Below are 13,504 nucleotides of genomic sequence, written 5' to 3'. Positions count from 1 at the left end.
CGAGGTGTAATTCCCGGATGCGTACTCTGGTCGGGTGAACGCATCTGCAGACGCCCTGGACCTCCTCGTAGGTGAGTGGCTCACCGTCCCCGACGTCGCCGACCGCCTCGGCACGGACCCCTCGAAGGTTCGTCGGATCGTCCAGGAGCGCCGCGTCGTGGGCACCCGCCGCGGGGACCCGCGCGTCTTCTCGATCCCGGCGTCGTTCCTGGTCCCGGGGCATCTGGCCAACCCCGCGCAGCCGACGCAGCCCGAGGCGCACGAGCCGTGGACGGTACTCGCCTCGCTGCAGGGCACGCTCACCGTGCTGTCCGACGCCGGATTCTCCGACGAGGACGCCATCGAGTGGCTTTTCACCGCGCAGGACGCGCTGCCCGGGACGCCGATCGACGCGCTGCGGGCGGGTCGCAAGACCGAGATCCGGCGCCTGGCGGCCGCCGAGCTCTAGAGGTCAGGCGCGCCGGTCCACCGCTGTGTTCGTGAGCGGCGGGCCGTTGTGCCTCAGGCGCGCCGGTCCACCGCGTTGTTGGTGAGCGGCGGGCCGTTGTGCCTCAGGCGCGTCGGTCCACCGCCGCATGCGCCAGGCCGACCAGCTGGCCTCGCGCCGGGTCCGGCCAGCGCCGTGCGTCGATGAGGTCGAACGCGGTTCCGGAGAGCTCCTCGATGAGCTGCTCGATGTCGTCCGGCGCGCCCGTGGCCTTGATCGCGTCGGCCACCTGGGTGACATCCGCGTCGGAAAGGCCGCGATCACCCAGACGGGTGCGCAAAAGAGTGACGGTCGCCTCGTCGCCGACCGCGCGGGCCCGCGCGACCGCCCGGGCCGTGAGTACGGTGCGCTTCCCCTCCCGCAGGTCGTCGCCGGCGGGCTTGCCCGTCGCGACAGGGTCGCCGAAGACGCCGAGCAGGTCGTCACGCAGCTGGAACGCCTCTCCGAGCGGCAGGCCGAGGGCCCGGCACGCGGCGAGGGCCGGCTCGTCCGCGTCGGCGAGTGCTGCGCCGAGCGTGAACGGGTGCTCGACGCTGTAGCGCGCGGCCTTCGCGCGGATGACCTCCCGGGAGCGGACCTCGTCGGCGGCCGGGTCGTCGCCCCACGGGAGCGCCTGGGCAAGGACGTCGAGGTACTGCCCGACCGTGACCTCGGTGCGCATGAGGTCGAAGACCGCCCGTGCGCGCTCGGCCCGCTGCACGGGCTGCGTCGCGAGGGCGCCGGCGAACTCCTGCTCGCTGGCGACCAGCGTCAGGTCGCCGAGCAGGATCGCGGCCGACATGCCGAACCGCTCGGCGTCACCGGTCAGACCGTGCGCGTCGTGCAGGGCGGCGAAGGCCCGGTGTGCCGCTGGGAAGCCGCGTCGCGTGTCGGAGTCGTCCATCACGTCGTCGTGGAAGAGTGCCGCGGCCTGGAACAGCTCGAGCGCCGCTCCGACACGGATCACCGCGTCGGCCTCGGCGCTGCCCGCGCGGCCGCCGTGGGCGCGCCAGGACCAGTAGCAGAACGCGGCCCGCAGCCGCTTGCCGCCCGAGAGCATCTGCGCGACCGCGTCCGCGAGCCGGTCCGCGTCGCCGCTCGCGGCCGCGAGGACGGTGCGCAGCTGCGCGACGTGCCGCGCCAGGACCGCGTCGACACGAGCACGGACGTCCTCGACGTCGACGAGGGCGGGGGTCGAGGGAGTCACGCCGGGCAGCCTACGGCGCGGGCAGCCGCACCCGCCCGCCGAGGGTCATGGTGCGCACGCCGTCGCGGTCGAGGATGCCGACGACGAGCAGCTCGGAGCCGTCGGCGCGGGAGAACGTGGACTGCGCGGACAGCCCGGGCTCGGCGGCCGGGGGAGCGCCCGCGACGAATCCGGCGGCGACGAGCGGGGCACTGACGGCGGCGAGCAGGGTCGCGGTGTCCGCCTGCGAACGCAGGTTCAGGCTCACCTCGGTGAGGTCCGTGCCCTCCACGGGCTCGGCCGACGAGACCAGCACCTCGGCGCCGTCCGGCACCGGGATCAGGTCGACGGGGAATCCGTCGACCACCTTCCCGACGGCGGAGTGCGGGCTGTCGGCCCCCGGCAGGAGGGTCTCCGTCGGGCTCGGCGACGCCGTCACGGCGGTCGAGCCGGTGGCGGTCGCGACGCCGGGACTGCTCGTCGTGCAGCCCGCCGCGCCGAGCACGGTGACGGCGACCGCAGCTACTGCTGCTGCGCGCGCGACGAGGGTGGACCGGCTGGGCATCGGGTCAGGTTAGCGGGCCGGGATGTGCGACCGGACATCGCTCGACCGGAGCCGACGCGACCACAACCCTCGCCTCGGCACGGCTCGCCCACAGAAGTGCGGTGCGGCCGTCACGGCGGTCCTCGGGCCGGTGGGCTGGGCCCATGGAGATCACCACAGTCCGCATGAGGGAGGCCCGCGAGCTGCTCGCACTGGTCCCGCACCGGCTCGGCTTCCGTCCGCGAGACAGCGTGGTGGCTGTCAGCCTGCGGGCGCCACGCGGGCGGGTCGGGCTGGTCGTGCGGGTCGACCTGCCGCACCTCGCGGACCCGCATCAGGGCCCCGCCCTCGCCCGCCGGCTCCTCGCCTACCTCGGACGGGACGACGCCGAGAGCGGGGTCCTCGTCCTCTACACGGACGACGACCCCCGGGGTGTCGCAGGCCCCGTGCAGCGCGCTGCACAGCATTTTCGGGACGCGGCCGAGCCGTCGCTCGGTGACGTGCCGGCGTGGGTCGTGACGGACACGGGGTACTTCTCGCTCGACTGTGTCGACGACTGCTGCCCGCCCGGCGGCCGGCCGCTCGTCGACCTCGACTCGACCCAGATCGGTGCGCAGCTGGTGCTCGCGGGCTCCGCGGTCGCCGACTCGCGCGCAGACATCGCCCGCATCCGGTCGGCGGGAGCCGAGCGCCGACGCACGGTCGCGCGGGCTCGACGGCGGTGGGAGACCCATCGTGAGGAGGCGCTGGTGTGCGGTCCGGAGGCCGTGGCGTCGTGGCGCCTCGACTCGGTCGTCGCGTGGCGCGAGGTCGTACGACGGATGTCGGCGGCGGACGGTGCGGGCCCCCGCGTGCCGTGGGGGAGGCTCGAGGCGGGCCTCGACGACCGCCTGGTGCGCGACGCGGTGCTCGTCACGCTGGTGCCCGGGACCGACGACCTGGCCGAGCGGGTCGTGGCTGCGGGCTCCGACGGCCTCGACGACGCGCTCGGTGCCGCGATGGCGAAGATCATCGACCCAACCCGGGCCGTGGACCCGCCGGAGCCGGAGACGACGGCGCACGAGGCGGCCCTGGAGGGGGTCGTCGCCCACGGTCGGGCCGGCGCGCAGGCGCCCGCACTGACGCTGCTGGCCCTGCTGGCGTGGTGGCGGGGCGACGGTGCGCGAGCCGGGGTGCTCCTGGACCGCGCGCTCGCCGCGGAACCGGGCTACCGGCTGGCAGCGCTCCTCGGCGACGCGCTCGGGGCCGGCATCCCACCCGGGTGGGTACGGCGGTCCGGCTGACCCGCGACGGCCGTTCCCACCTGGGGTTTCGACGCTCCGACGATGCGGTCGTGGTGCAGGCCCGCCTCGGGTACGGTCACGGAGGGGCCAAGTCGACGTGGACGGGAGAGACCGATGGGAATCGTGGTGGGTTATCTGGCCACCTCCGAAGGTCGGGCAGCTCTCGAGGCGGCGGTCGACGAGGCACGAGTGCGTCAGACTCCGGTCGTCGTGGTCGTCAGCGCGCGTCCGGGCGAGCCCGCGGACGAGCGCGCGAGCGTGGAGGCCGACCTCGACCAGGTCCGGGCTCGCCTCACCGAGGCCGGCATCGATCACGAGGTCCGGCTCCTGGAGAGCGGTGACGTCGCAGACGACCTCATCTCGACCGCCGAGCAGGTGGGCGCCCAGCTGATCGTCCTCGGACTTCGTCGGCGCAGCCCGGTGGGCAAGCTCATCCTGGGAGCCAACGCCCAGCGCGTCCTGTTCGACGCGGCGTGCCCCGTGCTCACCGTGAAGCCGACCTGACGCCGTCCTGCGACGGCTCGCCGGGTTCGTCCGGGCGGGAATCTCTGGCGGCGCTCGTCCGTTGTAAGCGTGCAACCCCGCGAAATCCGCCCCTGGCGGTCGTCTCGTCGTGCCCGAGGTAACGGCGAGAGGCCCGCGAGGTCGGTACAATATCTATCTAGACTCCCGGCCCCTCCCGGTGTCGCGTTGCCGAAAGGTCGTTCGTGTCGTCCCAGACCCCGCACCCCGCACTTCCGCGTGAGTTCGAGCACCCCGCTCTGCAGGAGCTCGTCCTTCGCGGCCGCACGCACGGCACGGTCGGTGCCGAGGAACTGCGCACCGCGTGCGAGCAGGCCGACGTCCAGGACGCCAAGCGCCTGCGCGCCGTCGTCCGCGGCCTCGCGACGGCCGGCATCGGTGTCTCCGAGCCCGCCGCCCCCACGGCCAAGCCGGCCCGCGTCGCCGCTGCGACCAGCGCCAAGGCCCGTCCGACGGCCAAGGCAGTCGTGGCGGCCGAGGAGAGCGCGGGCGCGACGACGACCCGTCGCCGGGCGACCGCGACGGCCGACCCGGACGCGCCCGCCGCTGCCAAGCCGAAGACGACGCGTGCCAAGGCAGCTCCGGCCGCCAAGACGACGACCGCCAAGGCAACGGCCGCCAAGGCCGGCGACGCCGAGCCGTCCGAGGACGAGCCCGTCGAGGGCGAGGAGATCGACATCGAGGACATCGAGGTCGTCGACGTCGTCGCCGAGGTGATCGAGGTCGTCGAGGCCGTCGAGGTCGCTGACGAGGACGACGAGTCCGAGGACGGTGAGAAGAAGCCCGCCGCCAAGGAGGAGGAGTCCGAGGACAGCGGCTTCGTCTACTCCGACGCGGACGACGACGACGCTCCGGCCCAGCAGGTCGTGACCGCCGGCGCCACCGCCGACCCGGTCAAGGACTACCTGAAGCAGATCGGCAAGGTCGCGCTGCTGAACGCCGAGCAGGAGGTGGACCTGGCCAAGCGCATCGAGGCGGGCCTGTTCGCCGACGAGCGGCTGAACTCAGGCGTCACCATGGAGCCCAAGATCAAGCGCGAGCTCGAGTGGATCGCCAACGACGGTCGCCGCGCCAAGAACCACCTGCTCGAGGCCAACCTGCGACTCGTCGTCTCGCTGGCCAAGCGCTACACGGGCCGCGGCATGCTGTTCCTGGACCTGATCCAGGAGGGCAACCTCGGTCTGATCCGCGCGGTCGAGAAGTTCGACTACACCAAGGGCTACAAGTTCTCGACGTACGCCACCTGGTGGATCCGTCAGGCGATCACCCGCGCCATGGCCGACCAGGCCCGCACCATCCGTATCCCGGTGCACATGGTCGAGGTCATCAACAAGCTCGCGCGCGTCCAGCGCCAGATGCTCCAGGACCTGGGCCGCGAGCCCACGCCGGAGGAGCTGGCCAAGGAGCTCGACATGACGCCCGAGAAGGTCGTCGAGGTCCAGAAGTACGGCCGCGAGCCCATCTCGCTGCACACGCCGCTCGGCGAGGACGGCGACAGCGAGTTCGGTGACCTCATCGAGGACTCGGAGGCTGTCGTCCCGGCCGACGCCGTGAGCTTCACACTTCTCCAGGAGCAGCTGCACCAGGTGCTCGACACGCTCTCGGAGCGCGAGGCCGGCGTGGTGTCGATGCGGTTCGGCCTGACCGACGGTCAGCCCAAGACGCTCGACGAGATCGGCAAGGTCTACGGGGTGACGCGCGAGCGGATCCGGCAGATCGAGTCGAAGACCATGTCGAAGCTGCGCCACCCGTCGCGGTCGCAGGTCCTGCGCGACTACCTGGACTGACGCGCCAGCAGCACCGAACGAACGCACGACGAGGCCCGGACCGGTTGGTCCGGGCCTCGTTGCGCAACCCGGCGATCTTCGGCGTCTTCGGGGTGACGGACATCCAGTTCGTCTGCGGCCAGCCGATCCGCGGTGCGCCCGAGCAGCGCCAGGCTGCGCTGGCCGGGGCGACATGCAGGCTCGCGAGCTCGTGACGGGCGCGGCGTGGGCCGACGTCGCGATGGAGCGCGTGTCAGTCGCGTCGTAGATCACGCACGGCTCGTCGACCCGGAGACGGACGAGGCCCGGACCATTGCGGTCCGGGCCTCGTCGCCGTCTTCGGTTGGTGCCGTGCGCGCTCAGGTGGCGGCGCCGGCTCCTGCTCCGTGCTCGGCCAGCAGGCGGTCGGTCTCGTCCTGCACGTGGGTGGCGAGCGCGGCGAACTTCGGCGCGTGCTCGCGCGCGTGGTGCGCGCAGAACAACAGCTCTCCGACCGGGAGGATGACCCGGACATAGGCCTGCGCGCCGCAGCGGTCGCAGCGGTCGGCCGCGGTCAGTGGTTGCGTCATGGTGCCCGTCACACGTCCATACAACCATCTCGTTCCCCGTTTGTAGGCACCCAGGGCGGGTGGTTCGCTCACCGCGTAGTGGACTGTGACCGTCCCGAAACAAATCGAGATCTGCCGTAACAGGACGAGAAGCGGACATACCGCGAGATAGCGGCCCCCGCGCGTCGCAGCGGCATGGCAGCGGGGCCATGTGGGGACCGACGGATACGATCGGCCGGTGACAACGACCTCCTCGCAGTCCGGCTACACGGCCCGCCACCTGTCGGTGCTGGAGGGCCTCGAGGCGGTGCGCAAGCGCCCGGGCATGTACATCGGGACCACGGACAGCCGCGGCCTGATGCACTGCCTGTGGGAGATCATCGACAACTCGGTGGACGAGGCCCTGGCCGGCCACGGCGACCGGATCGACATCGTGCTGCACGCGGACGGCTCGGTCGAGGTCCGCGACAACGGTCGCGGGGTGCCGGTCGACGTCGAGCCGAAGACGGGCCTGACGGGTGTCGAGGTCGTCTACACCAAGCTCCACGCGGGCGGGAAGTTCGGCGGCGGCTCGTACGGCGCGTCGGGCGGTCTGCACGGCGTCGGCGCCTCGGTCGTCAACGCGCTGTCCTCGCGCCTCGACGTCGAGGTCGACCGCAACGGCCGCACGCACCGCATGACGTTCCGCCGGGGCGAGCCGGGCACGTTCGACGACCGCGGCGGCATCGGGCCGGACGCTGCCTTCGAGCCCTTCGTCTCGGGCTCGTCGCTCGAGCTGGGCGGGAAGGTCGCGCGTGCGAAGACCGGCACGCGCGTGCGGTACTGGGCAGACCCGCAGATCTTCCCCAAGACGGCGGTCTTCGCCTACGACGAGCTGGTCACGCGGGCGCGGCAGACGAGCTTCCTGGTGCCGGGCCTGACGCTCATGGTGCGCGACGAACGCCGCATCGCCGGTACGCCGGGAGCCGACGGTCCCCACGAGGAGACGTTCCTTCACAGCGGTGGCGTCGTGGACTTCGTCGACCACCTGGCCCCGGACCCGGCGGTCACCGAGACGTGGCGCCTGACCGGGTCGGGCACGTTCCACGAGACCGTCCCGGTGCTCGACGAGCGCGGGCACATGACCGCGCAGGAGGTGGCGCGGACCTGCGAGGTCGACGTGGCGCTGCGCTGGGGGACCGGCTACGACACCGAGGTCCGCAGCTTCGTCAACATCATCTCGACCCCCAAGGGCGGGACGCACATGGCCGGCTTCGAGGCCGGGCTGCTGCGCACGCTGCGCAAGCAGGTCGAGGCGAACGCGCGCCGGCTGAAGATCTCGGCACGGGACACCTCGGAGCGGATCGACAAGGAGGACGTCCTGGCGGGGATGACCGCCGTCGTGACGGTCCGCCTGGCGGAGCCGCAGTTCGAGGGGCAGACCAAGGAGGTCCTCGGCACGGGTGCGGTGCGGGCCATCGTCGCGCGCGTGATGGACACGGAGCTCGCGGCGATCTTCGCGTCGCCCAAGCGGGACCACAAGGCGCAGTCGTCGCTGCTGCTCGACAAGATCGTCGGCGAGATGCGCGCCCGCCTGTCCGCGCGCAAGCAGAAGGAGATCTCGCGCCGCAAGAACGCCCTGGAGACCAGCTCGCTGCCCGCCAAGCTGGCGGACTGCCGGTCGGACGACGTGGGCCGCAGCGAGCTGTTCATCGTCGAGGGCGACAGTGCCCTGGGCACGGCCAAGCTGGCCCGCAGCTCGGACTTCCAGGCGCTCCTGCCCATCCGCGGCAAGATCCTCAACGTCCAGAAGGCGTCCGTCTCGGACATGCTCAAGAACGCCGAGTGCGCGGCGATCATCCAGGTGGTCGGCGCGGGTTCGGGCCGCACGTTCGACCTGGAGGCGGCGCGCTACGGGAAGATCGTGCTGATGACCGACGCCGACGTCGACGGCGCGCACATCCGGACCCTGCTGCTCACGCTCCTGTTCCGGTACATGCGCCCGCTCGTCGAGGACGGGCGCGTGTACGCCGCCGTGCCCCCGCTGCACCGCATCGAGGTGATCGGCGGCGGTGGCCGCAAGAACGAGTACGTGTACACGTACTCCGAGGCCGAGCTCGCGGCCACGCTGAAGAAGCTGGATCGTGCCGGCAAGCGCTACAAGGACGACATCCAGCGCTACAAGGGCCTGGGCGAGATGGACGCCGACCAGCTGGCCGAGACGACGATGGACCCGCGGCACCGCACGCTGCGCCGGGTCACGGTCGAGGGTGCGCAGCGGGCCGAGGAGATCTTCGAGCTGCTCATGGGCTCGGACGTCGCTCCGCGCAAGGACTTCATCGTCGCCGGTGCGGACGGGCTCGACCGCAGCCGCATCGACGCCTGAGTCGGGACGGAAGGACGGGACGATGGCAGGACACCGCATCTTCGGCATGAGCTTCGCCAGCATCTACCCGCTCTACGTGAAGAAGGTCGAGCGCAAGGACCACCACAAGGACGAGGTGGACGAGGTCATCACGTGGCTCACGGGCTACGACGAGGGCGGCCTCCAGAAGGCGATCGCCGACGAGATCGACCTGGAGACGTTCTTCGCGCGGGCCCCCGGCCTGAACCCGCACGCCTCGCAGATCACAGGCGTCATCTGCGGGATGCGCGTCGAGGAGATCGAGGACCCCTTGATGCAGAAGATCCGGTACATGGACAAGCTCGTCGACGAAGTGGCCCGCGGCAAGAAGATGACCTCGATCCTGCGCGGGTCGGCCTCCTAGGCGCTTTTCGGTTGCCCGGCGGGGCCCCGCCCGGAATCGTGGTCGTCGTGAACGCCACCGAGACCCCCATCGCCGAGCGCGCCGCTGCACCGGCCGAGCTCCCGTCGCTCGACGGGCTCGCCGGCCTGGTCTGGCGGCCGCTGACCCGCGACGACGTCCCCGAGCTGACCCGGTTGCTGACGGCGATCGAGGAGGCCGACCACGCGCCGTACCGCACGTCGCAGGAGGAGGTCGACGAGCACTTCGACGGCGAGTGGAAGAACCACGAGCTCGACACGCTCGGGGCCGTCGACGCCGACGGACGGTTCCGCGCGTACGCGCAGGTGAACCAGCCCCCCGGCGACACCCGTGTGGTGCGGGCGTTCCTCGACGGCGGGGTCGACCCGCTGTGGCGTGGACGCGGGATCGGCCGCGAGCTGCTCGCGTGGTCGATGGGCCGGGGCCGCCAGAAGATCGCCGAGGCGGGCAAGGAGCTGCCGGCCCGGATCGCCGTCTTCACCGACGACGACGCCCCGACCAAGATCCGCCTGCTGCGCGCGTCCGGCTTCGCTCCTGCGCGCTTCTACGCGGAGATGAAGCGTCCCCTCGACGTCGCGCTGCCGGACATCCCCGCACCGGACGGCATCTCGATCGTGCCCTGGACGCCCGAGCTGGACGACCAGGTGCGGCTCGCCCACAACGAGGCGTTCGCCGACCACTGGGGCAGCGAGCCGCGCACCGCGCAGGAGTGGGCACAGGGGCGCAGCATGTTCGCGCCCACCTGGAGCTTCGCCGCGGTCGACGACGCGACGGGTGAGGTCGCGGGCTACCTGGTCTCCGGCCGCTACGAGCAGGACTGGGAGATCACCGGGTACAGCGCGGGCTACACCGAGCTGCTCGGCGTCCGCCGGGCCTGGCGCGGCCGGCACCTCGCGGGTGCGTTGCTCAGCGCCGCGATGACGGCCTACAAGGCCGACGGGATCGAGTACGCCGAGCTCGGCGTCGACACCGCCAACCAGTCGGGCGCACACCGGCTGTACACGAACCTCGGCTATGTCGTCTTCCACAGCTCGACGATGTTCGCGATCGACCTCTGACACCTCACCCGCAGGGCCGTCATGGAGACGGCTCGGGGCGCGTTAGCATCGGGCGCGGCGGGACGACGACGTCTCGCGCTGCTGCCGGTCGACGTCGCCCGGCGTCGAGGAGGTCGTGGTGGGACGGACGTTGTCCTGGGCCGCACGCATCTGGGCCGCGGCCTTCGTGGTCGTCGCGCTCGTCCAGGTGTCGGCGGAGTGGGTCGGTGCCGACGGTGTGGCTCGGGTCGCGCAGTGGGCTCTCATGCCCGTGCTGGCGGGGGCGCTCGTCTCCGCCACGCGGTGGCCGCGCGGGCACCTGGTGACCTGGGTGCTCGTCGCGCTCGGCTTCTCCTGGCTCGGCGACCTCCTGCCGTCCTTCGTCGGCGACGACGCGTCCTTCCTGGTCATGGTCGGCTTCTTCCTGCTCGCGCAGGTGGCGTTCGTCGTCGCGTTCGCACCGGACGCGCGGCGCTCGGTCCTGCACCGGCGGCCCGTGCTCCTGCTGCCCTACGCGGCGGTGCTCGTCGGCATGGTCGGCGCGTGCGCGAGCGGCGCCGGCGACCTGCTGGTCCCCGTCGCCGTGTACGGCGGCTGCCTGACCGCGATGGCGGTCCTGTCCACCGGCGGCGGTCGGCTCGCAGGGATCGGCGGCGCCGTGTTCCTGGTGTCCGACGGTCTGATCGCGCTCGGCGAGTTCGTCCCGGCGTGGAACCTGCCGCACCAGGACTTCTGGGTCATGCTCACCTATGTCGTCGCGCAGGCGCTGATCGCGGCGGCCGTCGTCGAGCGCAACGCCCGGCAGCGGCGGGCGCCCGAGCGGGCACCGCGGCCGGTGGTGAGCCGGCCGAGCGTGCCCGACAACGTGGTCTCGATGGTCCGCGCGGCGCGGACGCTCAGCCGACCGCGTGTACCGGCGCGCTGAGGGCCGTCCCGGACATGTCGCGACGCGGGTCGAGCGCGGGCAGCTCGATCGGCTGACCGCCCGACCCCGAGGCCCAGGCCGGGCCGACGCCCACCCACGCGAGGATCAGGGCGTCCTCGTTGCGCAGGAACCGGTGCGCCCGCACGCCGCCCGTGGCGCGTCCCTTGGCCGGGTAGACCTCAAACGGGCTGACCTTGGCGGACCCGGCCTGCGTCCCCGGGAGGGCGCCGGAAGCACCGGCGACGGTGACGACGACAGCCTGCGCGACGACGTCCGCGGCCACCGCTGCGAACGCGACGACCCGCTGGCCGGCCGCGAGCTTGATGCCGGCCATCCCGCCCGCGGCGCGTCCCTGCGGCCGCACGGCTGACGCGGCGAAGTGCAGCAGCGACGCGTCGGACGCGACGAGCACGAGCTCGTCGGTGTCCACGACGGCGACCGCGCCGACCACCTCGTCGCCGTCCTTGAGCGCGATGGCCTCCCACGCGTCGCGGTTGCCGGGCACGTCACCGGGCGCGACCCGCTTGACGGTGCCCTGCACCGTCGCGAGCGCGAGCGTCGGGGCGTCGGCAGCGAGCGACGCCAGCCCGACCACGCGTTCGCGCGGCAGCAGCGTCACCACCTCGCCGAGCGGGACGCCTCCGGACAGGCTCGGGGTGCCGTCCGTGGGCGGGAGCGCGGGCAGGTCGAGCACGGAGACGCGCACGATGCGGCCCTGCGACGTCACGACACCGATCTCGGCGCGCGCCGTGGTGAGCACGGTCGCGGAGACCACGTCGTGCTTGGCGCGGCGCGCCCCCTCGACCCGGGCAGGGAGGTCCTCGGACGCGGTCCGGGCCAGGAGCCCGGTCCCCGAGAGCAGGACCCAGCAGGGCGTGTCGGCGATCTCCAGAGGGGCTGCCGAACCGCGGGCCGCCGGTGCGCCGGTGACGGACGTGCCGCCGGCCGACTCCAGCAGGATCGTGCGGCGCGGCGTGCCGTAGGTGGCGGCGACCTCGGCCATCTCGTCCGAGACGAGGGTGCGCAGGCGGGCGTCGTCGGCCAGGATCTCGCGCAGCTCGGCGATCTCGGTCGCCAGCTGCTCCTGCTCCTTCTCCAGCTCGATGCGGGAGAACCGGGTCAGCCGGCGCAGCCGGAGCTCGAGGATGTACTCGGCCTGCGGCTCGGAGAGGTCGAAGACGCTGCGCAGCCGGGAGCGCGCCGTGTCGGCGTCGTCGGACGTGCGGATGACCTGGATGACCTCGTCGATGTCGACGATCGCGATGAGCAGGCCCTCGACCAGGTGCAGGCGCTCGAGCCGCTTGGCCAGCCGGAACTCCGAGCGCCGTCGCACCACGACGAGCCGGTGCTCGACCCACACGACCAGCAGCTCACGCAGGCCGAGCGTCTTGGGCTGGCCGGCGACGAGAGCGACGTTGTTGATGGAGAACGAGTCCTCCAGCGGCGTGAACCGGTACAGCTGCTCCAGCACCGCCTCGGGCACGAAGCCGGTCTTCACCTCGATCACGAGCCGGAGACCGTGCGTGCGGTCGGTGAGGTCCATGGCGTCCGAGATGCCGGTGAGCTTCTTGGTCTGGACGCCCTCCTTGACCTTCTCGATGACCTTCTCCGGGCCGACGCCGTAGGGCAGCTCGGTGATGACGATGCCCTTGCGCTTGGGCGTGACGTTCTCGATGCGGGCGGTCGCCCGCGTACGGAACGCGCCACGGCCGGTGCGGTACGCGTCGCGGACGCCGTCGAGGCCGACGATCTTGCCGCCGGAGGGCAGGTCGGGCCCGGGCACGAACCGCAGCAGGTCCTCGAGCGTCGCGTCCGGGTGCAGCACCAGGTGGCGGGCCGCCGCGATCACCTCGACGAGGTTGTGCGGGGCCATGTTCGTGGCCATGCCGACCGCGATGCCCGCGGCACCGTTGACCAGCAGGTTGGGGATCGCGGCCGGGAGGACCTCGGGCTGCTGGAGCTTGTTGTCGTAGTTCGGGACGAAGTCGACGACGTCCTCGTCGAGACCCGTGGTCATCGCCAGGGCGGCCGGTGCCATGCGCGCCTCGGTGTACCGGGGCGCGGCGGGCCCGTCGTCGAGCGAACCGAAGTTGCCGTGCCCGTCGATGAGGGGCAGGCGCAGGGAGAACGGCTGCGCGAGGCGGACCATCGCGTCGTAGATGGCGGTGTCGCCGTGCGGGTGCAGGCGGCCCATGACGTCGCCGACCACGCGCGCCGACTTCACGTACGGGCGGTCCGGGCGCAGGCCCATCTCCGACATCTGGAACAGGATGCGGCGCTGCACGGGCTTGAGGCCGTCGCGAGCGTCGGGCAGTGCGCGGGAGTAGATGACGGAGTAGGCGTACTCGAGGAACGAGCCCTCCATCTCCGTCGCGACGTCGATGTCGACGATGCGTTCGACGACGTCCTCGGGCGGGACGTCGGGGGTCGCGGGGCGACGCGCCATCGTTGGTGCTCCTCGG

13 protein-coding genes are annotated in these 13,504 nt (G+C 72.3%); 9 read left to right on the top strand and 4 right to left on the bottom strand.

Going from position 1 to position 13,504, the window contains the following annotated elements; genetic code table 11:
* The first annotated feature begins 34 nt into the window (after positions 1 to 34).
* Positions 35 to 448, top strand: coding sequence for an Rv2175c family DNA-binding protein (locus AC1DZC_RS05795; protein WP_477042558.1), 414 nt, complete (start codon positions 35 to 37; stop codon positions 446 to 448).
* A 103-nt stretch (positions 449 to 551) separates the two neighbouring features.
* Here AC1DZC_RS05795 and AC1DZC_RS05790 read toward each other — a convergent pair whose 3' ends face one another.
* Together AC1DZC_RS05790 and AC1DZC_RS05785 are read right to left on the bottom strand one after the other, a co-directional pair.
* On the bottom strand, positions 552 to 1,673 hold the full coding sequence (locus tag AC1DZC_RS05790; protein ID WP_477039516.1) for a polyprenyl synthetase family protein: 1,122 nt from the start codon (positions 1,671 to 1,673) through the stop codon (positions 552 to 554).
* Positions 1,674 to 1,683: 10 nt separating this feature from the next.
* Positions 1,684 to 2,217 carry a hypothetical protein gene (locus AC1DZC_RS05785; protein ID WP_477039515.1) on the bottom strand — a complete coding sequence of 178 codons (534 nt, stop codon included), beginning with the start codon at positions 2,215 to 2,217 and terminating at the stop codon, positions 1,684 to 1,686.
* A 143-nt stretch (positions 2,218 to 2,360) separates the two neighbouring features.
* On the opposite strand from AC1DZC_RS05785, the gene AC1DZC_RS05780 reads away from it, so the two are divergent.
* The 4 genes from AC1DZC_RS05780 to AC1DZC_RS05765 all read left to right on the top strand — a co-directional run bounded on the left by AC1DZC_RS05780 (position 2,361) and on the right by AC1DZC_RS05765 (position 5,982).
* On the top strand, positions 2,361 to 3,479 hold the full coding sequence (locus tag AC1DZC_RS05780; RefSeq protein ID WP_477042557.1) for a DUF4192 domain-containing protein: 1,119 nt from the start codon (positions 2,361 to 2,363) through the stop codon (positions 3,477 to 3,479).
* A gap of 114 nt (positions 3,480 to 3,593) precedes the next feature.
* Positions 3,594 to 3,983, top strand: a complete 390-nt coding sequence (locus tag AC1DZC_RS05775) for a universal stress protein (RefSeq protein WP_477039513.1) — start codon at positions 3,594 to 3,596, stop codon at positions 3,981 to 3,983.
* Positions 3,984 to 4,186: 203 nt separating this feature from the next.
* Positions 4,187 to 5,788 carry an RNA polymerase sigma factor gene (locus AC1DZC_RS05770; RefSeq protein WP_477042556.1) on the top strand — a complete coding sequence of 534 codons (1,602 nt, stop codon included), beginning with the start codon at positions 4,187 to 4,189 and terminating at the stop codon, positions 5,786 to 5,788.
* A 44-nt stretch (positions 5,789 to 5,832) separates the two neighbouring features.
* The gene (locus tag AC1DZC_RS05765; protein ID WP_477042555.1) at positions 5,833 to 5,982 is read left to right on the top strand and encodes a hypothetical protein; all 150 of its coding nucleotides are present in this window, start codon (positions 5,833 to 5,835) and stop codon (positions 5,980 to 5,982) included.
* 144 nt (positions 5,983 to 6,126) lie between these two features.
* Here AC1DZC_RS05765 and AC1DZC_RS05760 read toward each other — a convergent pair whose 3' ends face one another.
* Positions 6,127 to 6,336 (bottom strand): DUF7455 domain-containing protein, encoded by a 210-nt coding sequence (locus tag AC1DZC_RS05760; protein ID WP_477039510.1) that lies wholly within the window; start codon positions 6,334 to 6,336, stop codon positions 6,127 to 6,129.
* A gap of 217 nt (positions 6,337 to 6,553) precedes the next feature.
* On the opposite strand from AC1DZC_RS05760, the gene AC1DZC_RS05755 reads away from it, so the two are divergent.
* The 4 genes from AC1DZC_RS05755 to AC1DZC_RS05740 all read left to right on the top strand — a co-directional run bounded on the left by AC1DZC_RS05755 (position 6,554) and on the right by AC1DZC_RS05740 (position 11,042).
* Positions 6,554 to 8,680 carry a DNA gyrase/topoisomerase IV subunit B gene (locus AC1DZC_RS05755; RefSeq protein WP_477042554.1) on the top strand — a complete coding sequence of 709 codons (2,127 nt, stop codon included), beginning with the start codon at positions 6,554 to 6,556 and terminating at the stop codon, positions 8,678 to 8,680.
* Positions 8,681 to 8,702: 22 nt separating this feature from the next.
* Positions 8,703 to 9,062 carry a DUF2200 domain-containing protein gene (locus AC1DZC_RS05750; RefSeq protein WP_477042553.1) on the top strand — a complete coding sequence of 120 codons (360 nt, stop codon included), beginning with the start codon at positions 8,703 to 8,705 and terminating at the stop codon, positions 9,060 to 9,062.
* Positions 9,063 to 9,109: 47 nt separating this feature from the next.
* Positions 9,110 to 10,138: a GNAT family N-acetyltransferase gene (locus tag AC1DZC_RS05745; protein WP_477042552.1), complete on the top strand. Its 1,029-nt coding sequence runs from the start codon at positions 9,110 to 9,112 to the stop codon at positions 10,136 to 10,138.
* A 118-nt stretch (positions 10,139 to 10,256) separates the two neighbouring features.
* Positions 10,257 to 11,042, top strand: coding sequence for a lysoplasmalogenase (locus tag AC1DZC_RS05740; protein WP_477042551.1), 786 nt, complete (start codon positions 10,257 to 10,259; stop codon positions 11,040 to 11,042).
* Here AC1DZC_RS05740 and AC1DZC_RS05735 read toward each other — a convergent pair.
* Positions 11,014 to 13,488: a DNA gyrase/topoisomerase IV subunit A gene (locus AC1DZC_RS05735; RefSeq protein WP_477042550.1), complete on the bottom strand. Its 2,475-nt coding sequence runs from the start codon at positions 13,486 to 13,488 to the stop codon at positions 11,014 to 11,016. The genes AC1DZC_RS05740 and AC1DZC_RS05735 overlap by 29 nt on opposite strands.
* Between the last annotated feature and the right edge of the window lie 16 nt (positions 13,489 to 13,504).

The organism is Cellulomonas sp. P2_B4 (assembly GCF_056404795.1).
This window is presented reverse-complemented; position numbering and strand designations above follow the sequence as displayed.

Coding starts and splice junctions, on each gene's coding strand:
- AC1DZC_RS05780 (WP_477042557.1), top strand. CDS start 2,361: ATGGAGATCACCACAGTCCGCATGAGGGAGGCCCGCGAGCTGCTCGCA.
- AC1DZC_RS05775 (WP_477039513.1), top strand. CDS start 3,594: ATGGGAATCGTGGTGGGTTATCTGGCCACCTCCGAAGGTCGGGCAGCT.
- AC1DZC_RS05760 (WP_477039510.1), bottom strand. CDS start 6,336: ATGACGCAACCACTGACCGCGGCCGACCGCTGCGACCGCTGCGGCGCG.
- AC1DZC_RS05785 (WP_477039515.1), bottom strand. CDS start 2,217: ATGCCCAGCCGGTCCACCCTCGTCGCGCGCGCAGCAGCAGTAGCTGCG.
- AC1DZC_RS05750 (WP_477042553.1), top strand. CDS start 8,703: ATGGCAGGACACCGCATCTTCGGCATGAGCTTCGCCAGCATCTACCCG.
- AC1DZC_RS05735 (WP_477042550.1), bottom strand. CDS start 13,488: ATGGCGCGTCGCCCCGCGACCCCCGACGTCCCGCCCGAGGACGTCGTC.